The sequence below is a fragment of the Frankia nepalensis genome (genome assembly GCF_016786325.1).
GTDB lineage: Bacteria > Actinomycetota > Actinomycetes > Frankiales > Frankiaceae > Pseudofrankia > Pseudofrankia nepalensis.
The window spans coordinates 1-22,850 of record NZ_JADWYU010000179.1 but is presented as its reverse complement, the minus strand read 5'-3'; the positions used below and the strand labels follow the sequence as shown (position 1 = coordinate 22,850).

18 protein-coding genes and 1 CRISPR repeat array are annotated in these 22,850 nt (G+C 69.9%); of the genes, 13 read left to right on the top strand and 5 right to left on the bottom strand.

Features of this window, described 5'->3' with window-relative positions:
• Window positions 1-40: 40 nt before the first annotated feature.
• A CRISPR array of direct repeats spans window positions 41-1,156; the repeat unit is 37 nt; unit sequence GCGGCACCGGGGATCCGTCCCCGGTGAGGCTCACAAC.
• Between the two features lie 557 nt (window positions 1,157-1,713).
• Both I6A81_RS27290 and I6A81_RS45780 read left to right on the top strand, forming a co-directional pair.
• Window positions 1,714-2,508 carry a hypothetical protein gene (locus tag I6A81_RS27290; protein ID WP_203003959.1) on the top strand — a complete coding sequence of 265 codons (795 nt, stop codon included), beginning with the start codon at window positions 1,714-1,716 and terminating at the stop codon, window positions 2,506-2,508.
• Between the two features lie 193 nt (window positions 2,509-2,701).
• Window positions 2,702-3,343, top strand: coding sequence for a helix-turn-helix domain-containing protein (locus I6A81_RS45780; RefSeq protein WP_203003960.1), 642 nt, complete (start codon window positions 2,702-2,704; stop codon window positions 3,341-3,343).
• Window positions 3,344-3,380: 37 nt separating this feature from the next.
• On the opposite strand, the gene I6A81_RS27280 is transcribed toward I6A81_RS45780, so the two are convergent.
• Window positions 3,381-4,070, bottom strand: a complete 690-nt coding sequence (locus tag I6A81_RS27280) for a 2'-5' RNA ligase family protein (protein ID WP_203003961.1) — start codon at window positions 4,068-4,070, stop codon at window positions 3,381-3,383.
• Window positions 4,067-5,320 (bottom strand): helix-turn-helix transcriptional regulator, encoded by a 1,254-nt coding sequence (locus tag I6A81_RS27275; protein WP_203003962.1) that lies wholly within the window; start codon window positions 5,318-5,320, stop codon window positions 4,067-4,069. Before I6A81_RS27275 ends, I6A81_RS27280 begins: the two co-directional genes overlap by 4 nt.
• A 197-nt stretch (window positions 5,321-5,517) precedes the next feature.
• On the opposite strand from I6A81_RS27275, the gene fxlM reads away from it, so the two are divergent.
• The 6 genes from fxlM (at window position 5,518) to I6A81_RS27245 (ending at window position 13,673) form a co-directional block, all read left to right on the top strand.
• Window positions 5,518-6,789 carry a methyltransferase, FxLD system gene (gene fxlM, locus I6A81_RS27270; RefSeq protein ID WP_203003963.1) on the top strand — a complete coding sequence of 424 codons (1,272 nt, stop codon included), beginning with the start codon at window positions 5,518-5,520 and terminating at the stop codon, window positions 6,787-6,789.
• A gap of 38 nt (window positions 6,790-6,827) precedes the next feature.
• The gene (locus tag I6A81_RS27265) at window positions 6,828-6,974 is read left to right on the top strand and encodes a hypothetical protein (protein WP_203003964.1); all 147 of its coding nucleotides are present in this window, start codon (window positions 6,828-6,830) and stop codon (window positions 6,972-6,974) included.
• A gap of 87 nt (window positions 6,975-7,061) precedes the next feature.
• Entirely contained in the window at window positions 7,062-10,187 is a 3,126-nt protein-coding gene (locus I6A81_RS27260) for a lantibiotic dehydratase (protein ID WP_203003965.1), read from the top strand.
• A 1-nt stretch (window position 10,188) separates the two neighbouring features.
• Window positions 10,189-11,421 carry a lanthionine synthetase C family protein gene (locus I6A81_RS27255; protein WP_203003966.1) on the top strand — a complete coding sequence of 411 codons (1,233 nt, stop codon included), beginning with the start codon at window positions 10,189-10,191 and terminating at the stop codon, window positions 11,419-11,421.
• A gap of 23 nt (window positions 11,422-11,444) precedes the next feature.
• On the top strand, window positions 11,445-12,350 hold the full coding sequence (locus I6A81_RS27250; RefSeq protein ID WP_203003967.1) for a thiopeptide-type bacteriocin biosynthesis protein: 906 nt from the start codon (window positions 11,445-11,447) through the stop codon (window positions 12,348-12,350).
• A gap of 573 nt (window positions 12,351-12,923) precedes the next feature.
• Window positions 12,924-13,673, top strand: a complete 750-nt coding sequence (locus I6A81_RS27245; RefSeq protein ID WP_203003968.1) for a hypothetical protein — start codon at window positions 12,924-12,926, stop codon at window positions 13,671-13,673.
• A gap of 628 nt (window positions 13,674-14,301) precedes the next feature.
• On the opposite strand, the gene I6A81_RS27235 is transcribed toward I6A81_RS27245, so the two are convergent.
• Window positions 14,302-14,520, bottom strand: a complete 219-nt coding sequence (locus I6A81_RS27235; protein ID WP_203003970.1) for a DUF397 domain-containing protein — start codon at window positions 14,518-14,520, stop codon at window positions 14,302-14,304.
• Window positions 14,521-14,657: 137 nt separating this feature from the next.
• Between I6A81_RS27235 and I6A81_RS27230 the strand changes: the two genes are divergently transcribed.
• From I6A81_RS27230 to I6A81_RS27215, 4 genes are all read left to right on the top strand, one after another.
• The gene (locus tag I6A81_RS27230) at window positions 14,658-15,077 is read left to right on the top strand and encodes a hypothetical protein (RefSeq protein WP_238441564.1); all 420 of its coding nucleotides are present in this window, start codon (window positions 14,658-14,660) and stop codon (window positions 15,075-15,077) included.
• 8 nt (window positions 15,078-15,085) lie between these two features.
• Window positions 15,086-16,105 carry a DDE-type integrase/transposase/recombinase gene (locus I6A81_RS27225; protein ID WP_203003972.1) on the top strand — a complete coding sequence of 340 codons (1,020 nt, stop codon included), beginning with the start codon at window positions 15,086-15,088 and terminating at the stop codon, window positions 16,103-16,105.
• Between the two features lie 554 nt (window positions 16,106-16,659).
• Window positions 16,660-18,129, top strand: a complete 1,470-nt coding sequence (locus I6A81_RS27220) for an ATPase, T2SS/T4P/T4SS family (RefSeq protein WP_203003973.1) — start codon at window positions 16,660-16,662, stop codon at window positions 18,127-18,129.
• Between the two features lie 122 nt (window positions 18,130-18,251).
• Window positions 18,252-20,696 carry an AfsR/SARP family transcriptional regulator gene (locus I6A81_RS27215; protein ID WP_203003974.1) on the top strand — a complete coding sequence of 815 codons (2,445 nt, stop codon included), beginning with the start codon at window positions 18,252-18,254 and terminating at the stop codon, window positions 20,694-20,696.
• A 25-nt stretch (window positions 20,697-20,721) separates the two neighbouring features.
• Here I6A81_RS27215 and I6A81_RS43975 read toward each other — a convergent pair whose 3' ends face one another.
• Complete coding sequence (locus tag I6A81_RS43975; RefSeq protein WP_307874946.1) at window positions 20,722-20,922, bottom strand: winged helix-turn-helix transcriptional regulator; 201 nt, start codon at window positions 20,920-20,922, stop codon at window positions 20,722-20,724.
• A gap of 755 nt (window positions 20,923-21,677) precedes the next feature.
• Window positions 21,678-22,058, bottom strand: a complete 381-nt coding sequence (locus tag I6A81_RS27205) for a hypothetical protein (RefSeq protein WP_203003976.1) — start codon at window positions 22,056-22,058, stop codon at window positions 21,678-21,680.
• Between the two features lie 202 nt (window positions 22,059-22,260).
• Between I6A81_RS27205 and I6A81_RS27200 the strand changes: the two genes are divergently transcribed.
• Entirely contained in the window at window positions 22,261-22,827 is a 567-nt protein-coding gene (locus I6A81_RS27200) for a lipase family protein (RefSeq protein ID WP_203003977.1), read from the top strand.
• Window positions 22,828-22,850: the final 23 nt, after the last annotated feature.

Below are 22,850 nucleotides of genomic sequence, written 5' to 3'. Positions count from 1 at the left end.
CAACTTGAAGTCGATGTAGAGGAACGTCAGCGCCGCAATGGCGGCACCGGGGATCCGTCCCCGGTGAGGCTCACAACAAGAACGCGTCCGCCAACGTCGGCGGGCCCGACAGCGGCACCGGGGATCCGTCCCCGGTGAGGCTCACAACTTGAAGTCGATGTAGAGGAACGTCAGCGCCGCAATGGCGGCACCGGGGATCCGTCCCCGGTGAGGCTCACAACGACGCGGCGCTCGCGCTGGAGAGCCGTACGGAGCGCGGCACCGGGGATCCGTCCCCGGTGAGGCTCACAACGGCTACGCCAGCGGAGGCGGCTCGTGACCGCGCCCGCGGCACCGGGGATCCGTCCCCGGTGAGGCTCACAACGCTCCACACGCGTGTGGTAGCGCGGACGAGGACATGCGGCACCGGGGATCCGTCCCCGGTGAGGCTCACAACTCCGGCTCGGGCCCGGCTTCGCTGAAGGTCGCGAGCGGCACCGGGGATCCGTCCCCGGTAAGGCTCACAACGACACGCTTGTCCAGGAAGCCGATCAGGGGATGGGCGGCACCGGGGATCCGTCCCCGGTGAGGCTCACAACCCCAGCCGTAGCCGCCGTCCAGCTCGTCGTCGTCCGGCGGCACCGGGGATCCGTCCCCGGTGAGGCTCACAACATATAGTGCGCGGCGTTCAGCTCCCACGGCTGAAGCGGCACCGGGGATCCGTCCCCGGTGAGGCTCACAACCGCAACATCAGCATCATCGTCACGGCGAACGCCGGCGGCACCGGGGATCCGTCCCCGGTGAGGCTCACAACGACTCCCGCCAGGTGCTCGTGAGCGAACACCTTGAGCGGCACCGGGGATCCGTCCCCGGTGAGGCTCCCAACCTCGTCTGCTCCGCCCACGGCTGGGTCCGCCGCGGGCGGCACCGGGGATCCGTCCCCGGTGAGGCTCACAACGACAAATACCCGGGCCTGATCTCGTGTGTGATTCTCGCGGCACCGGGGATCTGTCCCCGGTGAGGCTCACAACACGCAGTACACGCGGGTGGTTGCGCTCCACGCTGGGCGGCACCGGGGATCCGTCCCCGGTGAGGCTCACAACCACATCAACCCGGCCGGCACGGTCACCTACAGCGAACGCGGCACAGGGGATCCGTCCCCGGTGAGGCTCACAACGACACTCGCCCCAACGGTGACGTTCCATTTTCTGGCGGTGACACCGGGGCCGTCTCGGTGATCCTCACAACCTGTTGCCGATAGGCGACGCCAGGGCATGAGTGCAAGCGGCGAGGGGATCCATCTCAGTGGGTCACAATGCGGGCTCCTATACCTACGACCCTGCGGCCATTACGAGAAGCATCGATCTTCCCTCCAGGCACTGGCCGCGAAGGGAAAGGATTAGGCGGGCAACAGAACAGGTCGGCACTGAGACCGGCCGTTGGAGCGATGTGCTTGTCTTCGCCTGGTAAGGTCGGGCCTCCTGCTCGAGGAGCATGGTGTGCTCTGATCGTCAGGTCAAGGATGCGGGAATGTCATAAAGCGTTGATGCTAGGTCTTCGCGAGTCTCCGTATTTTCGTCGATCGCTCTTGCGTCCCTGGGGTGGCCGGCGTGATTCTCCTGACCGGCGGAATTCGCTGTGGCTCTCGGAGCCGGTCAGGAGGGTTCAATGACTCAGCCCGCGCCGTACTCGATGCCCGGTAGCTCTTCGTCAGCATCAGGGTGGTTCGGCCCCTTGGCGTCGCCGGACCTGGCGTGTCCGCCGTGCTCGGCGGCGTTCGGCTACGTCTGCGTGGACGACGGGAACGAGGACCTGATCGACTACCTGCACCGTCGCCTGGCTGGCTACGCCCTCGGGGCAGGCCTTTCGCTGGTCGAGGTGTACGTGGACCGGGAGACGCCGGCCGAGCGGAGCGAGCGGCCAGCACTTGGGATTCTGCTGGACCAGATGGGCCGATACCCCGGGGCGCTGATGCTGGTCGTGGACGAGGACCAGTTGCCGGCCGTGCCAGCCGCGCGAGCGGTGGTCGACGAGCGGCTGGCCGAGACCGGCGGGGCGCTCCAGGTGATCCCGGAGAAGACCGGCGTGCATGAGGAGCGCGACAGCCCATTGGTGACCGAGGCCGGGGTGGCGGCCGAGTCGTGCTGGGTGATCCTTGTCAAGGATCTCCAGGCCATCGCGTCTCTGCTGCCCGGCGGCGACCGGCCGGTATTGACGGTGCCTGAGCCGCGGTATCCGCCGATTCTGGAGCCGCGGGCCGTCCCCGACCTCGGCGACACCGCTGCAGGCAGCGATGGCGTGTCCGAGGTTACGGTGACGACCGGGGACAGTGCCGCCCAGGTGGCCGTCGCGCTCGCGCGGCTCCCGGTCCGGGCGCGATTCGTCGAGAGCTACGGCGATGTCGACACCACGCTGGTGTTCAGCTACGCGACTGAGCCTTCGGCTCGGTCCGAGGCCTCGTCGAACAACCAGATCCAGCAGTGCGAGGCGCCGCCGGCGCAGGCCGTTCCCTACTCGGCCCAGGACTGACATCTGCTCGTGTTTTTGCCAGACGGCCAATCGCCTTGGCCAGATCCGCTCGGTCGACGCGGCGCTGTCACACCGGGCTCGACCACGGGCCTGGCGAGCATTGGATCCGGATATTCCTGTGGTCGAATCGTTGGAGGACATGATGCCCACGCCTGGGCCGGATCCTCAGTCCACATCAACGCCGGATGTCCACATGGCAGGCGACGGCGGGAACCCGAGCCGACAGGCCGAGCACGAGGACTGGTCCATGCTGGCCGCCGCGCTCAACGCCCGCATGGCCGAACGCCGTCTCGGTCAACATCAACTCGCCCGGCTTTCCAGCGTGTCGATCGCCACGATCCGCGTGCTGCAGAAAGGCGCCGGTGGGCGCCGTTTCCGCGACACCACCCTGGCCGCTCTGTCGCGCGCCCTGGCCTGGCCCGACGATCATCTTCTCGATGTCCTTCACGGCACCGCCACCACCCAGGAGCAGCCCTGCGGTCCTGGGCGGGAGTCTTCGTCAAGGGGCCGGCCGGGCACGCGATGTCCCCCCTGCGATCAGGCTGACCGCTCACCGGCGGCCACGCCGCCGGCCGAAGCGATCGGGGCCAGCCGCGAGCATTCCCAGCTGGCCGCGATCAGCGCCGTGATGACCGCTGCCAACCAGGTGATCGGCGATGCGCAGAGCCGGCTGGCCGGTGCTGATGGCGTACTGCCCGCGACCGAGCGAGACCTGGCCACCGCCTGGCTTGAGATCGCCAGCATCCGCATCGACCAGGCCCGGATGCTCCTGAACCATGCCCACAAACCGGCCAGACAGCTGCCGCGTGCCCTCACCGAACGGCCAGCATCCTGATCTCCGAGGATCCCCAGCGCGTCGTCTGACGCAGCCGCTAGCCAGCTGGACTGTGGAATGGCAGGGACAGCCGGGTAATGGTGTCCCAGCGGTACGACCTGCCTTCCCGGCGCAGTTCGACCAGCGCGACGGCGCCGACGTGGACCGTCACCGTCGCCAGCCGGCGTAGCCGTACTACTTCGGCGACGATCGGCTGGGCGTCGGCGATGCTGTTGCTGTAAGCGATGCCGATGTGTGGCCGGAACCCCTGGGGCTTGGCGGCGACCCTGTCGGGGCCGAGCGCGGCGGCGGTGGCGTCGAGGACGACCGCGCGCACGGCGACGACCGGCTCCCAGGGTTGGACGCTGAACCGGACCGCACCTGATGACCCGGCCAACGGCCCGACGGTCAGCGTGAACGCCGGACAGGACCCGAGGCGACGTCGCGCCTCCTCGACGGCCGCGTCAACTTCTACGGGAGCGACCTGGTCGGTGAAGGCGAGCCGCTGCAGCGTGAGATGCAACCCGTCGGCCGGGACGAGGTCGAGGACGGGCAGGCGTAGCCGCTCCTGGCAGCGCGCGGCCAGGGCGTGCACGTCGGTGGCGTTCTCGAAGGTCAGCATCCAGTGGTAGGAGCGGCGGCCGGGTGTCCAGCCGGGACGGTCCCAGTGATCGGCGAGCCGGTCGAGCGCGGCGAACCGGTCCCAGTCGTCGGCGACCGGGTCGACGCTGGAGGTGGTGGTGCTCATCGGCTCCCGCCGGGGTGAGGCGTGAGCGTGCGGGTGACTTCGGCGAGCTGGTTGACCGGCCCGAGAGGGCGCCAGGGTTGGGCGTGGGTGACGAGTTCGTGGCTGCGGCGGCGGATGGACTCGATCGGGTTGTGGGCGGCGCTGGTCACGGCCTCGAGGCCCAGTGCCGCGGCCTGCTCCGGGTCGGGAGTTGGGGCGAGTAGCAGGGCGGTGGCCAGGTCGAGGCGGACGAGGCAGCGGCTCCACATCGACTCGGACTGGTCGGCGACCTCGGCGGCCATGTCCGCATACTCCCGCACCCGGTCAGGTTCGCCCACCGAGACGTAGGCGGTGGCGGCGTTCGCGGCGATGCGAGCGACGCTGTACGGCTCGAACGACAGGCACGGCGACATGCCAGCCGGCAGCGAGTAGCGCTCGGCGAGGGCGAACGCCTCGCCGACGGCGCGGTCGACGCCGGCCCGGTCGCCCAGGCGGCCGAGTGCGCGGGCCTCTCCGTTCACCGCGAGGCGGATCTCTTCGGCTGAGCCGTGGGCGAGCCGGCGGCCGTCCCGCGCGAGGTCCAACGCGGCCCAGTAGTCGCCGGCGTAGTACTCGCACAAGCTCTGGGAGCCGCGCACCCAGGCGGCGAGGCCGCGGTCGTCGAGCAGTTCGGCGACCTGGAGCGCCTCCTGGCAGTAGGCGCGCGCAAGCCTGAACTGGCCCGTGTTCACCGCCATATATCCGAGCGTTCCGGACAGCTGGCCGGCGATCTCGTACAGCCGGCCGCGCTGACGGGGCGGCTGTCGGCCTGTCAGCAGACCCTGAACCCGGCGGCGTTGCGTCAGCACGCGCGGCGCGAGCGCGCCCGGCCCGGTTGCCTCGTACTCGCTGGGGATCGTCGAGACCAGGGCGTCGAACTCTGCCAGTACCTCGGCGCCGGTGCTGGTGGCGCGGAGCGCCTCGATGCGGTGGCCGATCTCCTCGACCGAGTCCGGCCTGTCCCCGTCTCCGTCGATGCCTACCGAGACCGCGGGCCGGGTCGACCCGAGCGCGACAACCTTCCGGTCCGCGGATGTCCCCCCGGCGAGCAGGACGAGTTCGCCCCCGGCCCCGAGCGCCTCGTCGAGCACGGCGGCGGTCCGCGGGCTCGGGTTGCGCCGCCCGCGTTCGAGGTCGAAGACGTGGGACTTCCCGCAGTGGGCGCGAGCCGCGACCTCTCGCAAGGACAGGTTGCCCCGCCATCGCCGTAACGCCTCGCCGAACGTCTCCACGTCGACATCATCGGCCAGGCCGAGTGCCGTGGTGGCCGAAGGTGCGGTGTCCGTAACGGACTGCGGACAGGCTGCGGACACCGAAGTACTTCCGCCCTTGCCTGGCCGGCCGTGAGGATCTTCCCAGACTCGCGTTTCCGAGACCCCGTCCATGGCTGTCGAGGCATGGGGCCGACCAGTTGAGGAGGAAGGCCGGCGTGACTGACCTTGATTCGGCGGGCTCCGCCACCGCGCCCGCGGATGACATCGAGCGTGCCGGTGTTCTTCGGGCGGGGATGGTCCGGGCGATCGCCGCCTGGCACGAGCAGGTCGGTCTGCCCTTGCCGTCGCGGGTGAGGGAGGTGCTGTTGCGCGTGCCTCGGCACCTGTTCACGCCCGGGGTTTCGCTGGAGCAGGCCTACGCGGACGAGTCGATCGTCACGAAGCGGAACGTGGACGGCATCGACATCAGCGCGGTGTCCGCTCCGAAGGCGATTTCCGGGATGCTCGCCCAGTGCGGTGACCTGACCGGGGCGAGGGTGCTCGAGATCGGCAGCGGGGGCTGCAACGCCGCGATGTTGCGTGAGCTGGTCGGACCGGCGGGTGAGGTGACGACCGTCGACATCGACGCTGAGGTCGTCGCGCGGGCGCGGGCATGTCTGGACCGGGCCGGGTACGGCAACGTACGCACGCTGCGCGTGGACGGCGAGTTCGGCGTGCCCGAACACGCCCCCTACGACCTGATCATGATCACGGTGGGGGCGTGGGACGTGGCTCCCGCCTACCGGGAGCAGCTCGTAGAGGGCGGCCTGCTCGTGCTGCCGCTGCGGACCCGAGGGCTGACCCGGTCATGGGCATTGCGACGGCGCGGGGACCGGCTGGAGAGCGTCAGCCAGATCATGTGCGGGTTCGTGCCGATGCAGGGCGTCGGCGCGCATGACATCCGGTCGGTCCAGCTCCATGAGGCCGGAGTGACCCTGATGCTCGACGAGCTCGGCCCGGTCGACACCGACGGCCTGGGCGAGGCGCTGGACTCGCCGCGGGCCGAGGTGTGGTCCGGCGTGACGATCGATCGCCACGAGTGGTTCGCCGACCAGGACCTGTGGCTGCTGACGATGCCGGAGTTCTGCCGGCTGGTCGCCACCCAGGACGCCGTGGACCAGGACGTGGTCAGGCCGTCCTGGCGGATCGCCACGCCAGCGTTGGCGGCCGGCGGCAGCCTCGCCTATCGGGCCCGGTTCCGGCTGGTCGACGAGGCCAGGGGCCTGTACGAGTTCGGCACCTGTGGTCACGGCCCGGACGGGGCGCGACTCGCCGAGCGACTCGCCGAGGAGATCCGTGTCTGGGACCGGGACCATCGCGGCGGCCCGGGGCCGACGCTCACCGTCCTTCCTCTCGGCGACGCCCCGGCCGGAGAGACCCCGGACGGCTTCGTCCTGAAGAAGCGCCATTCGGCGCTTGTCATGTCCTGGCCCGGCACCGACCGGTGACCGAGGCCCAACCCTCACCAGAAATGGAGAGAACAGCCATGGATCCCATGATCGACGAATCCGAGTTCGACCTCGACGTGACCATCGTGTCGTCCGGGGTGCCGGTCGCCGCCGGCTTCGACTCCGAACCGTGCAGCGGCGACAACTGCACCGGGACCGGTGACAGCGCCGGTGTGACCTGCTGACAGCGCAAGCCGGACCACGTGACATTCCGGCCGTTCTGGGCTCTGCCCCGGACGGCCAGGCTAACGGCGAACGCGGGGGAAGACGCGATGGACGTGCGGTATCGGGCGATGGGCGTGGCCGTCGTCCGCGCGGTCGCCCGCGATAGTGGGCCAGGTCCGGACGACTGGCCGGACCTGGCCGGCCACGGCCCCGAGCAGGTGGGCCAATGGCATGCGTGGCTGCGCCGCCAGTGGGACGACGACGAGCTGGCGGAGGCGATCGAGACCGCGAGTCCTGCCCTGGCTGCGGCGGTCCGCCAGATCTGCTCAGGCAAGCTCGAAGAGCCACGGCGGCTGCGGCGGGTCGCGGAGTCGGTGATGTCCTATCGGCTGCGGATGACGTCGAGACCGACCCCGTTCGGCCTGTTCGCCGGCGTGCTGCCCGCCGCCCTCGGCACACAGGCCCGGGTGCGCTGGGACGGCGCCCGCGCGGTCGCTCGTCCGGACGGCCGGTGGCTGGCCGAGCTGGTCACGACGCTGGAAGCCGAGCCCGACGTGCTTCGGACGGTGCCAGTCGTCGCGAACACCGTGGCGTTTGTCCGAGGCGACCGGCTGGTCCTGCCCAGTCAGCCGCGTGTCGACGACGACGGGACCGTCACGCCGTCGGACATCGAGGTGCGCCACAGCCGCCCGGTACAGGTAGTCCTGCGCGCGGCCCGGTCGCCGGTCCCGGTGGCGGACCTGATCGCTAGGCTGGCCGCCGAATTTTCCGGCACCCCTGAGCCGGTGCTCGAAGCGATGCTCACACGGCTGGTCGCCACGGGTGTCCTCGTCACGGCGCTGCGCCCGCCGATGGACGTCACCGACCCGCTTGGCCATCTCGCCGACCAACTGCGCGCCGCGTCCAGCGACAGCGGCCAACCGGCGAGGGAACGGCTGGAACTGGCCAGCCGAACCCTCGACCAACTTGGGAGGAGCCAGTCGGCGCCGGATCGGCGTGCTCTCGCGGAGGCCGCGTCAACGCAACTCGCGGCTCTGCACGACCGACCTGGGCCGCTGCTCGCGGTCGACCTGCGCCTTGGCGGCAAGATCACCCTACCCGGGAGCATCGAGATCGAGGCAGCTGCAGCAGCCTCGGTACTCGTCCAGCTGAGCCCGAACCCGTTGGGCAGCCCTGCCTGGCAGGCCTGGCACGGCCAGTTCGTCGATCGGTACGGGCCGGGCGCCGTCATCCCCGTCACCGAGGCCGTGGACGTCGACCGCGGGCTGGGCTACCCCGCCGGCTACCGCGGCACGCCGCACCCCCGCCCACCCCGCGCGCACGACGCCCGCGACGACATGCTTCTACGACTGGCCCAGCGGGCCCTCCTCGACGGCACAGATGAGGTCGTCCTCGACGACGAGATCGTCAAGGAACTGACCGCTGCCGGCGTCGGCGCGGCCCGCCAGAAGCCGCACGCCGTCCCTCACACCGAACTGCGGTTCCGCGTCCACGCCCCCACCCTGGACGCGGTGGACCGGGGCGCGTTCACGCTCGTCGTCACCGGCGCCTCGCGTCAGGCCGGCACCTCGATCGGCCGATTTCTGTACCTGCTCGACGCGGGGGAACGTGACCAGATCGAGCCGATGTTCACCGACTTACCGACGATGAACGCTGACGCGCTCGCCGTTCAGCTGTCCTGCGCACCACTGTCGCCCCGGGCGCAGAACCTGGTCCGCGCACCGGCTCTCCTGCCGCTGCTGTCCCTGGGAGAGCATCCCGCGTCCCGGGACAGCAAGCCGATCACCGTGGACGACCTTGCGATCGTCGGCGACACGCACCGGCTGTGCCTGGTCCAGATGTCGAGCGGCCAAGTGGTTGAGCCGCTCGCTCCGAACGCGCTGGAGTTCCGGCACGCTACCCATCCGCTGGCCCGGTTCCTCTGCGAGATCACCACGGCGCGGGCCGCGTCCTGCGTCCCCTTCTCCTGGGGCGCCGCCGCCGGCCAGCCAGTCCTGCCCCGGGTCCGCTATGGCCGCAGCGTGCTGCGATCCGCCAGCTGGAACCTGTGCTCGGACGACCTTCCGCGCCGCGCGGCGCCGGCGGCGGAATGGGAGAAGGCCTTCGAGAGCCTCCGGCACACCTACCGGATCCCGTCGTCCGTCTACGCCGGCGAGGCGGACGTCGTCCTACGCCTCGACCTCGACCAGCCCGCCCACCGGGCGCTCCTGCGCACCCAGCTGGACCGGTCCCGGGCCGTCCCGCTGACCGAGGGCCCGCCGGAGAACGCCTTCGGGTGGATCGGTGGCCGTCCGCATGAGATCACCCTTCCGCTCGGCCGAGTCAGCCCACCCTTTCCGTTGGCCCCAGTCCTGCGCCGCGGCCGGCCGCTGCGACCCTCGCGGCACGCCGGGCATCTTCCTGGCGCGTCGCGCTGGCTGTACGCCCGCCTGCACGGCCACCCAGCCAGGCAGACCGAGCTGCTCACCATCCACCTGCCCGACCTTGTGGCCACCTGGCCTGGCACCGCGCCCAGCCAGAAACCACCCCTGTGGTTCCTCCGCTACGACAACGGCGCCCCGCACCTGCGGCTACGCATCCACCTCGGCGACGAAGCCGACGCCTACGGCGCCGCGGCCCGGCACGTCGGCGCCTGGGCCGGCCGACTCCGCGCCGTCGGGCTACTCGGCGGGTTTCTCCTGGATACCTACGAGCCCGAGGTCGGCCGGTACGGCATCGGACCGGCCCTTGAGGCTGCCGAGGCGGTGTTCGCCGCCGACTCCACGGTGGCGATCGCGCAGCTCACCGCCACGAAAACGCCATCAGGTCCGGCACCGAGCGCGATCACGGCCGCAAGTCTCGTCGACCTGGCGGCCGGCTTCCTCGGTGCCGCCGACCGCGGGTGGCGGTGGCTGCTCGATAACGTCGCCCACCAGGGCGGACCGGCCCTGGATCGTGACCTACGTACCCAGACTCTGCGGCTTCTCGAAGTCCAGAGCGCCCGGCAACGGGATCCTTCCTCCGAAGACTCCGTGGCACGCGCGTGGGCTCAGCGCCACGAGACCCTCGACGCTTACCGCCACCTGCTGGACGACCCCGACGCGGCAGCCGACGGCCCAGATCCGGACCGAGTGCTGGCCTCCCTCCTGCACCTGCACCATGCACGCATGATCGGGACCTACACGGACTCCGAGCAGACCTGCCTGCGACTGGCCCGCGCAGCCGCGCTCACCCTGACGACCCGGGCCCGCTGACATGACCAGCCACGCCCCGCTCCCCACACGGCTTGCCCACGCCGCCGACCTCGCCGCTGCCCAGTTGGCCAGGCCCGCGCCCGGCCTCGGCGGACATCCCCAGTCGCTCAGCCATGGCGCCGCCGGGATCGCGCTGCTGCACATCGAACGCGCCGCACGCGGCCTCGGAGACTGGGGCATGGCCCACCGCTGGCTGCGCACCGCAGCCGACGGCCAGCTGATCGGTAGCCCGGACAACACCCTGCTCTTCGGAACACCGGCGCTCGCGTTCGCGCTGCACGGCGCAGCACGCGGCGTGGACCGGTACCACCGTGTGCTGTCCGCGCTGGACGCCAACATCGCCACCCTGACCCAGGTCCGTCTCGCCCGGGCGCACGCTCGGATCGACCGTGGTGAACGGCCTGACCTCGCCGAGTTCGACCTCTTGAAAGGGTTGACCGGAATCGGCGCCCACCTGCGCCGCCGTGGCGGGGACAGCGACCTGCTCCGCCAGATCCTCACCTATCTGGTCCGCCTCACCCAACCCCTCACCGAGAACGACCCACTGCCCGGCTGGTGGACCAGCCAACCACCCACCGGCACCCGCGCCGAGAACCCCGGCAACGGCGGCCACGGAAACCTGTCCCTCGCCCACGGCATCAGCGGGCCGCTCGCCCTGCTCAGCCTCACCGCCCTCGACGGCACGGTCGTCAACGAACACCACGACGCGATCACCAGGATCTGCGCCTGGCTGGACACCTGGCGGCAGGACAGTAGCGGCGGACCATGGTGGCCGGAGATCGTCACCCCGACCGATTCGATAGCCGACCTGTCTGCGGGGCGTCTGCCCCGACGACCCCGACGTGCGGCCTGGTGTTACGGGACGCCCGGCCATGCCCGCGCTCAACAACTCGCCGGACGCGCACTCGGCGACACCGAACGCCAGCGCGACGCCGAGCAGGCCTTGGCCGCCTGCCTCGCCGACCCCGTCCAGCTCGGCCACCTCACCGACCCGGGTCTGTGCCACGGCGTCGCCGGCCTGTTCCAGACCACCTGGCGCGTCGCCGCCGACGCGGCCAGCACCGACCTGCGATCCACCGTGCCCGGCCTCGCCGAGCGGCTCCTCGCGCATGCCGACGCCGTCGGCGACGTCGGGGTGCTCACTGGCACAGCCGGATGGGCACTCGCCGTCCACACCGCGGCCAGCGACCAAGCTCCGGCCACCGCCTGGGACGCGCTGCTGCTACTCAGCTGACCAACTTCACCCAGGAACTGCACATGCTCAAACAGCGATCCAGTCCGGTGGCCGAAAGCCGGCCGAGCGCGGAACCGTCTGCGTGGCACCAGCTCAACATCACCTTCGCGTCGACCGATCGCCGGACCGTCGAGCACGCAATCGTCACCGGTCTGGGACTCGCCCTGGCGAAGGCCGAAGACCGAGGGACGATCACGTCCTGGTTCTTCATGCGCAAACAGCCCTGGAAACTGCGCTACCTACCTTCCGACGAGACCGTCAGCCATCAGGTCGACACGATCCTCCAGACGGCAGCCGACGCTCTCCGCCAGTCCGGACACATCACCCGCTGGCGCCCGGGCAGCTACGAACCCGAGACCCACGCGTTCGGCGGTGAGAACGGCATGACCGTCGTGCACACCCTCTTCCACGCGGACAGCCGCCACCTCTTCAACTACCTCACCCGGTCTGGCGCCATCCGAGCCAGCCCCACAGACCAGCGACGTGAGCTGTCACTCCTGCTCTGCTCGGCCTTCCTACGGGCAGCGCGCCTGGATCGCTTCGAGCAGGCCGACGTGTGGTCCAGGGTCGGGACCCTCCGGCCCGCCCCGGCCATCCCGCCCGAGCACCGCGACCGTCTCGTCGCCGCGGTCGACCAGCTCACCGGCACCGGCCCCAGCACCAGCCACGCCGCCGTCCACCATCTCGACGACTGGCTGCTCGCCTTCCAGACCGCCGGGAAGAACCTGCGGACCCTCGCCGATGACGGCGACCTCACCCGCGGACTCCGCGCCGTCACCGCACACGCGATCCTCTTCCACTGGAACAGGGCAGGTCTCACAGCCCAGACCCAGGCCAACCTGGCCCACGCCGCGCAGGTCGCCATCCTCGGACGACGAGACCGTCCCACCTGTCATCTATTGAGTGGAATCCGTGCCGGCGCTGGATGATCCTGACCGTGTAGAAGCCCCGGACGGTGCGCTCGGCAATGTCGTGCGGGACTGGGCCGGGTTCGTACCCACCTGTCGCGGCGCCGACTACCGGCCGACGTCGACTTCGAGGCATTAGCCGACGGCGAGGGCGACCAGGTCGGTGTCGGCCGCTATCCGGTGCACGACATCGCAGACGCCTGGGAGTTGTCCACGATTCTCACCCTGGCTGTCCCGGCTTCGAGCACCACAACCGGCTCGGGTCCGAAAGCCAGCACACCGCGCCGATGGCCTGCCCGGACGACTCCTGAGCCGGCCACGCCACCGGCACGCGACCTCCGACGGTCGACCAAGGCGGCCCGCCGGCTGCAGGACAAACTCAACCAGATCCGTGACGACTGGCTGCGCCTCGGCCCCGCTCTAGCTTGGTGCCCGCGCCATGATCCACGCCAACGACACGATCAACTTGCCTACGGCTCTCGGCGGGCGAGCATCCCTCAGCGCAAGTCTGATCGCGACCGACATGGCCTGGCTCCGGACGCCGGTGGCTTGATGATTAGTGGTAACGGCTCCACTGTCTTCTAAGCTGGACCCATGTCGGCAGCGGAGCGCCACAGTGACGGCCCCGAAGGCGTGGTCCTAGATCGAGCCAACAGCGTCGGGATCTTCGTCTCCTACTCCGCCCGAGAAGTCGACGCGGACATCCTGAAGATGCTTTATCGATCAATCGGGCGTTTTTACAAGCCTCCGCCACCACCCATCGATTTCGATTTTGATTTCGACATAGCTTTTACGCATGCCGTCGCCGAGTATCCTTCTTCCCCGCTTGTTGCTGTCTTCCGTGAGGCATCCGCCACTGAGGACCCCGCAGCCGCCCTCTTCGAGGTCCTTACCGAGGACCTCGCGGCCGCATTCATCGTCGCGAGCTGGGGATCAAAGAGATCTGCCACCCAGCTTTACCTCTTCAAGATTGCCCAGGCCTTCATCGCCTACTCCGAGTTCCTCCGGCCGTGGACGGATGTCGCGCGCGACGCCATCCAACGCCTTCGGCGGCGGATGGTGCTGCAGGCGTGGCGCACGCGGCGGTCCTGGAGCCTGCAGTTCTTCCGACTTCTGATCGGCCAGCGGCGTCGGCGCAACAGGAGCGGCCTGTCCTGGAACCTGACTCTGAACACGCGTGTGACGCGTGGCCCCAACCCGCTAGTGGCTTCTCAACCATGGCCACTAGCGGGCGAGGTGCCCGTCGATCAACGTGATCGCGGCGCTCCTCCCCGTCCAATCTTGGGGAGTTCTTCGTGCCTGCGGTCCTCCAAGCTCTGCTGGAGTCCACTACTGCTGGTCTAATCTGGGTCGTCGCGATCGCCGTCGGCGTCACGGCCAGCTTCGTCCTCTACATCGGGCTCGCCTTGGGCGTCGCCTTGTTCCACCCCGACGACAAGGTTCGCCGTCACGCGGCTGCCGTGTTGCGCCAGCTGCTGGGTACCTTCGTGCGCCTCGTGCGGCGGTGCCCGCGGTGACGCCACCCAACCCGCGCGACCGGGCCCGGCACATTGAGGAGGCTCTCGCCGCACGCCGTGCAGCAGGTGTGCGACTGGGCCGCCCACGACAGTGCCCTGACATCGTCTTGGCCAGAATCGTGGCCCTTCGCCACGAGGGCGCCCACCTTGCCGACATATGCGCAGGCCTAAACACCGACGGTGTGCCGACCCCTGGTGGTGGCCGGCGTTGGTGGCCGTCCCACGTCTCCCGGCTCCTTCGCACCCAGGACGCGCGTCACCTGCTTGCCCAAGCCGACACCATCATCCGGTGACCACGGGAGATCAGCGCCGCTACGGCGGCGGTTTGACACGATCATTCAGATTCCCGGTCTCCTGGTCCCGGTCGATGTCGAGATGGAGGTTTCCTGAAGGCCACAAGGGAACCTCGGCCTGTGGCCGCAGCGTGTCCGCTGACGCTGGGTGCCGGGATACTGTCACGCCGCGGGCGGCAGTCGGTCGTACTCACCTCGTTTCACGGCCGCGAGGAACGCGCTCCATGCTCCTGACGAGATGAGCGTCGGCTGGCTCAGCGAGCCGCGTAGGACGACGGCGACGCCGGGCAGTTGCCAGGCGGCCTCGACGGAGTCGACCGTCTTCGGGTCCGCGGTCGACGGTCGCCGCCACGCTGCCGAGCGGGCAAATGTATCGGACATGGGGCAGCTCCTCGTACCGGGGACATGACGTTCGGCCGAGGCCGACCAGCAGGCCGAGCCCTCTGTGTCAGTCTCGGGTGAGACACCTGCTGGGTGCGGGTTGGCTACAGGGGGCGTGATCGGAGATCCTTGTGTTCGTGGAGTCAGAGTCCCCGGAGCGGCCTGGCGGGTCGTCGTCGCCGCGTGATCCCGCGCCGCGTCCGTCGCGGCGGGTGTTCAGCAACGCGTACAAGTTGCGGATCGTCACCGAATATGAGAACGCCCCGCACGGAGAGAAAGGCGCGATCCTGCGTCGGGAGGGATTGTTCTCCTCCCATGTGGTGGAGTGGGCCCGGGCCCGTGACGCGGGTGCGTTGGGTGGAAAACCAGCCGCGGCCCGGGGGCCGGAGAAGAAACCTGCGAAGTCGGCGGAGCAGATCGAGCTGGAGAAGCTGCGCCGGGAGAACGAGCGTTTGAAAGCGCGTCTGGCGACGACGGAGACCGCGCTGGACATCATGGGAAAAGCGCACGCGCTCTTGGAACAGATCTCCGAGAGCGCGGACGGGGACCAGCAGTAGACCAGGTGATGGGTGGCGCTTTCGACGGGCTTCGGGCCGCGGGCGTTCCGGTCAGCCGGGCGTGCTTTTTCACCGGCCGGGCGCGGGCGACGCATTACCGGCATGCCGCCCCGGGCGGGCGTCGGCACGGCCCGTGGCCGGCGCGGAAACCCCCGCCGGCGGCGCTGACCGAGCCCGAGCGCGCCCAGGTGCTGGCGGTCCTGAACAGCCCCGGCTACCAGGATCTGGCGATCCCACAGGTCTGGGCCCGGGAGCTGGACGCCGGCCGGTACTGGTGCTCGCTGTCGACGATGTACCGGATCGCCCGCGCGGCCGGTCAGACCGCCGAGCGCCGGGCGCTGGCCTCCCATCCGCCCCGGGTCCGTCCCGAGCTGTCCGCGACCGGGCCCGGCGAGGTCTGGACCTGGGACATCACCGCGTTGAAAGGACCCGCCAAAGGAATCTGGTACAAGCTTTACGTCATTCTCGATATCTACTCACGGTATGTCACCGGCTGGCTGGTGGCGGCCGCCGAGGACGCGGTCGTCGCCAAAGACTTCCTCGCCGACGCGATCCGACGCAACGGCACCCCGCCCGTCGCGATCCACGCCGACCGCGGCGGAGCGATGATCTCGAAACCCGTGTCCGAGCTCCTCGTCGACCTCGGCGTCACCCGGTCGCACTCCCGGCCGCGGACCTCGAATGACAATCCTTACTCGGAGGCGCAGTTCAAGACTCTCAAATACAGCTTCGACTTTCCCGACAGGTTCGGCTGTCTCGGGCCGACGCCCGGGCTTTCTGCGAGGGGTTCTTCACCGCCTACAACCACGACCACCGACACTCCGGGATCGGGTTCCACACCCCGGCCTCGGTCCACTTCGGCACCGCCGACCAGGTCCAGGCCCACCGCCAGGCCACCCTCGACCGCGCCCAGGCAGCGCACCCCGAACGGTTCGGCCGCCGTCCACGGCCACCTCGGCTACCCGAGACCGTGTGGATCAACCAGCCAGTCCCAAGCCAACCAAGCGAAGACCAACTGTCTCATTTGACTTGACATCTACCGGAGCCCATGGGCCATGACCGCGCGCGGCGCGCGAGCGGAGCCAGTGGAATCGTCCTGTGCATGGCGACGGGCGGGAACCGTCGCGCTGTCCGCGGTTTGTCCGCATCGTCACGGCGGACGGTGTCGGGCTAGGCAGGCTGCACCGCGGAGGACTGGCACGACGACGAGCAGGCAGGTTGAGAGCTCGAGGAGCACGCCCCGTCCAGGACAACGAGCGACGGTTCTCGCATGCGATAGCCATAGCTCACCGGTGTCATTCGTAGGGGCAGATGACTAGTTCAGATGGATGAAATCTCCGTTCGCATCGGAAAGTGCGAACGGTCGACGACCTCGCGGGCATCGGGCGAAAGCGCTTATATCTGCGTACAACGGCCTGCAGATGGGACTGGCTGGCCGAATCTTCACCGCATGACCGAAGGATGGGCACCATGATCCTGTGCTCGTGGCCGGCGCTGCTGCGTTGGTGGTTCGGACCATGACCGCGTTCGGGCCGCATCAGGTGGCGGGGCCGGGTGGGCGGCGCCAGCTGACGAGTGCGGTATGACCCGGCGGGCCTGGGTGCCGAACTTCCCGTTCGAGGGCGTCGAGGTGTGGGCGCCGGACGGCTACGGCAACGGCCAGCTGTGCGTGGATGTCGCCGACGAGGCGCCGTCGTCGGCCGCCGGCCCGGCGGCGCTCGCGGACCTGCCGGATCAGTGGCGGGCCTCGGCCTTGGAGCGGCTGCGCGTCCACCTGCGAGGGGTACTGGGCGTCGCATTGGCCGCCCGGCCCGCCTCCGGAGCGGACGACGGCTTCGCCCCGGATGGCGATATCGGGCGCGGGCGGAACTGGCGGCAGTTCGCCGAGGCCGTCCTTCTGGACGCCGCGGACCTGCACACCCAGACCGCGTTGGTCGACGGCGCGGAGGTGGTGGGGCCGGACGACGAGGCAAGGGTCGTCACCGAGGTCCTCGGCGAGGTCTTCGGGGTAGACGCCTTGAAGCGGCTGCTGCGGGATCCCACAGTCGCGGTCGTCAATCTGAACGGGGACCGGGTGTTCGTCCAGCGGACCGACGGTCGCCGTGATCGGCTGGCGCCGCTCGTCGGTCGTGACGACGAGGTGGTCGGGCTCGTCCGTGACCTGGCGGCGCGTGCCGGGGTAACCGGCCATCGGTGGGATCGCGACGTTCCGCTGGTCGCGTTCCGGCTGCCGGATGGCGGTCGGCTGGCGGCGGTGAGGTCGGTGACCACGCGGCCAAGCGTGACCATCCACTGTCACCGGCCGCGGCTGCTGTCCCTGGCCGGGCTCCGCACCGAGGGCATGTTCGACGCGGGGTTGGAAGCGCTGCTCGCCGCGCTCGTCGCGGCCCGCAAGAACATCGTGGTCAGCGGCGGCCCGAGGGTTGGGAAGAGCGCGCTGCTGGCGGCGCTCGTCGGCCTGGTTCCGCCGGTCGAGCGGCTCCTCGTCGTCGAGGGCGCGGATGCGTTCGGCCTGGACATCGATGATCGTGTCCATCTGGACGTCGTCACCGTGCGGGCCATGGACGTCGACGATGGGGCTGTGGGCATGGACGAGCTTGTCCGTGCGGCGCTGCGGCTGTGCCCGGACCGGCTGGTCGTCGGTGAGATCCGTGGGTCGGGGGCCGTGCCGCTGTTGCAGGCGATGAGCCATGGCGCCGCCGGGTCGATGACGACGATGCGCGCGGGGGACGGTTCCCAGGTGTGCGCGCGGCTGGCGGCCTGGGCCGCGCAGGGCCCTGACGGGCTGTCGGCGCTGGCGGCGAACCAACTCGTCGCGAACGCGGTCGACGTCGTGGTGCATCTGGCCGAGCCGCACGGCCGTCGTGGCCGGGGTGTCGTGTCGGCGGTGTATGAGGTCGTTGACGCCGACAGTCGGCGGGTCGTGACGGCTGACCTGTATCGGCCGGGTCATGACCGGCGGGCGTTCCGCTCCGGGCTGCCGACAGCGGGTCTGCTCGACGACCTGGTCGGCGTCGGCTTCGACCCGCGATGGCTGGCGTGGCGGGAATGACCCGCCAACGCACCGCCTGGAGCTGGAGGCGAGCCCTTCACCGCGTCACTGGGGGTGACGCGGTCACCAGCCGTCCTGATTCCCTGTGGCCACCTGGCACGCCCATCAAGCTGGCGCGCGCCGTGATCGCGTTCGCTGTGCTGTCCGGGATGCTGCTCGGCCTGCCTGGACTGCTCGTGTACGCCTTCGGCTGGGCGCTGCCGTTCCACGAGTCGGCCGATGTCTACGCCCATCCCGGCGCGGCCGGCTCGATCAGGGACAGTCCGCTGCTGCGGGTGCTGGCATGGGCGCTGTGGCTGCTGTGGGCAGCGTTCGCGATCGCCGTCGCGCGGGCGTTCCGCGACCTTCGGCGGACCTCGGCCACGCCGCGCCAGGTCCGTGGCCTGGGACGTGTGGCCGGTGCGCTGGTCGGAGCGTTGCTGCTCGGCGGCCGTGCGTCCGCGATCGCCGCCGCGCCGGCAGCGGTCCCGCCGGCGGTGACCTTCGATATGCCCAGGCCGGCGCTGGCTCCGTTGGTTGTGGCCGCGTCGGCGGTGCCGTCGCCGCCGGTTTCCGTGTCCGTAAGCCAGCCGATGGCAGGTCCGCCGCATGAGGTGCGCCTTGTCGCGGCGGGTGCGTGCCTCGGGTTCGGTACGGCCGCGCTGCTTGTCTCCGCGCTGTTCGGCGTGCGGCTGTGGCGTCGCCGGCACTACGTGCCCGGCAGTGGCCTGCGCGCCGACCTCGACGAGTCACCTGTCGTCCGCGGCCTCACCTTCGTCTACAACGACACCCTCACCGCGTTCGCTGACGGTGATGTGGGCGAGCCATCTGCCGACCGATCCCCGCCTCGGGGCAGCCCCGAGGCTGTTGGCCGGCGGCGCGCCCAGGCGCTCGCCGCGAGGGTGGCGCCGCCGCCTGGGCACCTGGTCGTCGGCACATGGGATGGCCGGCCGCTCGCGCTCGATCTCGCCGCCACCCGCGGCATCGGCCTGGTCGGCCCGGGAGCGGCCTCTGCCGTCCGCGCGCTGGTGCTCGCGCTGCTCGCCGAACGCCACCGCCCCGACGCCGTTCCTGTCGAGGTGCTCATCCCCACTAAACTCGCGACGCGGCTCCTCGACGACCAGGTCACGGCGCGCCCACCGGAGCGGCTCCGCCTCTTCGCCAGCACGGACGAACTCCTCGACCTGCTGGAAACTCAGCTCGTCAGCCGCGCCCGCACGGCGGCCACCGACGCCGACCCGCGGGCCGGCGAACCCGCCACGCTGGTTGCTGTCGCCGCACCGTCCCCGGCGCTCGACGGCCGGATGCGGGCCATCCTGGACACCGGCTCGGCCTGCGGATTCGTCGGCATCTTCTATGGCCCCTGGCAGTCCGGAGCCACCGCGCGGGTGCGGATTGACGGCACCGTCAGCGCCGCCGCCCCCGCCACCCTCGTCGGCAGCAAGCTGTTCACGCTCCCCGCCGGCGCCGCCACCGACCTCGTCACCCTGCTCGCCGACGCGGACCCGGCCGCAGCCAGCCACGAGGCGTTCCGGCGCGCCAACCCCGGACCGCCCGAACCCCCTGCAGGCCCAGGACCGGCGAGGACACGCGATCTCGGCAGCGTCCCCCGGCCCCCGGGGCAGGCCGCCGACTCCGCTCGGCAGAACACCGAGCCCGCGCCCTTGGCCGATCGGCCGGATCAGGAGCAGCTTGCGCCGGAGCGGTCTGCGGCGTCGACGTCGGCGACGAGTGCCGCCCCGGCCAGTCCGTCCGCGCTCGCTGACCCAGATCCTGCCGGCCGGTCGGTAGCGCCGGCGCCGACGACGCCGTTTGTGCTCACCGTGCTCGGCACCGCGTGCCTGCTCCACCGCCCTGACGCGCAGGCCGAATACAAGGTCGTCAAGGGGCTGACCCCGAAGGTCCGCGAGATCTTGGCCTACCTCGCACTTCATCCCGACGGCGTCCGCCGCAATGCCCTCCTCGCCGCGCTGTGGCCAAACGGCGACGACGAGCAGGTGCTGGCGAACCGCTTCGACGCGGCGCTCAGCCATCAACGCCGAGTCCTGCGCGGCCTGGGGTCCGGCGCGGCCGGCAACCTCGTCGAGCGGGCCGAAGGGCGCGTCTGGCTGCGCCGCGATCTGGTCACCGCTGACGTCTGGCGCGTCCACAGTGCCCTCGACCAGTACCGCCGGTCCGCGACGGCGGCCACAGTCCTGCCAGTCATTGCCGCCTACACCGACCACCTCGCCGAGGAACTTGATGCCGCGTGGGCCCTGCCGCACCGCGAGAACCTGCGGCGCGGCGTACTCGACGCGCTCACTGATGCCCTCTCCACCCTCGAACCCGACAACCCGACGCAGCACCTCGCGCTGCTCGAACAGCTCCGCACCCTCGACCCGGACACCGAGACGACCTACTGCAAGATCGCCGAGGTGCGGGCCGAGCTCGGCGACCTCGATGCCGTCCGCCGCACCTACGACCTGTTGTGCGCCACGCTCGCCGCGAGCGACGACCATCCGGACCCGCACACGGTTGCCGTCTTCGAGAAGCTTCTGCGCGGGCAGCCGCCGGGAACATCCGATCCCCGCGACGCCCGATCAGCCTGAAGGAGCCCTCCGCCTGGACAGCCGGTCACGCCGTTCCGCGCGCCTGCCGGTCACGTTCCAACAGCTCAGGATGGTGCTCAGCCCAGTCGACCAGCGGCCCCAGCAAGCGGGCGAGCTCCTGCGCCGACGGCGTCAGCCGATACACCGTAGTGAACGGGAAACTGTCCGCCCGGGTCCGTTCTACCAGGTCACGCGCCTCCATCCAGCGAAGCGTCCTGTTCAACACGCCAGGCTGAATGACCGCTCGCGGTGGATGACCTGCCGTCGCCGACTCATTCGACTGAATCACGGCCAGAAGCGCCGAGTACGTCCGGGGGGACGCGGACAACGTCACTAGGACGTCGGGAAGCCATTTGGGGCCCAGTATCCGCAGCAGGCTGCCCAACAACCAGCGTTGGTCGTGTCTACCGTCTGTCGGGTCGCTCGCGGTGCTCACCTCGCCTCAAGCCAGAAGCCGGCCGAACAAGCCCGCCGCCCGCCCCGACGGCGCTCAGCCTCTGGGACGTCAGGATGCCGAAACAAACCGGCAGGCCGCAATCCCCATGGCGCAAACTGGCCACGGGTGTCCTCACAGCGCCACGGTACGTGCGGACCTCTGGCTTCCATTAGAATGTCCCTCGGTCTGCGCACCACCCACATTCCGTGCGCCAAAATGATCCAGATGTGGCCGGTCCTGTGCTAGTCGGCGCTTGCGAAGGGGATGTGCGGCGTGCATCACGATCCTTGCTGCCCAGCAGCGGGCCGGCCCTCGCTACGAACCGCCCGGGAGTCGCGCCCATCGGTCTTCTTCCGCCCCTTCCTGCCGGCCTACCCCTCCAATGTCCTGCTTGGAGAGGAAGCTGTAGCGGTCGTGACGCCGCATCTCGGAGGCCATCTGGCGTTACCTCCGCTGTCCACGACTACCCCTGCCGCCGGGCGGCAAGTCGCCACATGGGGGTGCGCGAGGCGAGACCCGGGGACTTCCTCGGGAGAGCCGGCGGGTCAGGGACCCGGCGGGCTGGCTGGTGGGGTGGGTGGCATCGTGCTGGTCGCTTCCAGGACGTCGAACCAGACGCGGACCAGGAGACTGCCGAGTCCGATCACCACGCCCGCGACAGCCGCGATCCGCACTCCCAGGATGTCCGGGACGATGCCGGCGAGGACTGCGATGCTGAGCAGCAGGTCGGCCATCACCACACAGGTGACGGTCAGGACGTAGACCCGCACCCGCGGCTTGGTCCAGCGGAAGCCGTCGACCGGGTTGTGCCGGCGCGACGGCCGGTCCTGGTGCCGCAGGCGGGTTAGGTAGGCCGAGTCCCACATCATCGCGAGCAGCAGGACCGGCAGCACCTGCGCGACGGTCGAGTACAGGTTGTCATGCACGCCCTCACCCCTCGGTGGGATCGGCGTCCGGCGCGTACCTCGTGGCGCGTGGTGCCTCACCGGTAACGCCCGCATCGCCGGATTAGCTACGAAAGTGGATGAAGACTACTCGGCACGGCATGCGTGGACGTCAGAGGGTGCTCGAGGCATCACCGATGCTGTGGCAGACTTACGCTAGTTTCTCGGGCGCTGGGGGGATGCCGTGGCGAAGCGGGCTGCGTTTAACGATCTTCTGATCGTCGTGCCGGGTATCGGCGGAAGCATGCTGCGCGACAACGAAGGCCCGCTGTGGAACCCGACGCTTCGGCTCGCGGGCGCACTGCTTGTCCGGCACGGCGGGCTGATCGAACGGTTAGCCAAGGACAATAGGCACTTGGCGGACCCCGCCTTCGAGAGCGAGGTCCAACCCTATGGGCTGATCGAGATGGGCGTGACCATTCCGGGCCTGGCGGGGATCAACTGCTACAAGCCGCTACGCGAGGCATTGCTGACCAGTCTGGATCTCGAACCTGGAGATCCGGTTGGTGGCGGTCCACCGGCCAACTATTTCGAATTCGCCTACGACTGGCGGCGGGATGTCTCGATTTCTGCCGAGCAGCTCAAGAGAATGGTGCTGCGCGAGCTCCCCAGGTGGAACCGGCTGCTACCGCCTGGCGAACGTGCGAGGACAGTGATTGTCGCGCACAGCATGGGTGGGCTCGTCGCCAAACACTACCTAGTGTCTCGTGATTCTGTTTCCTTTACATCCTTCGATCTTCCATTAGAATGATCTTGTGGAGTTGGACGGTGAGC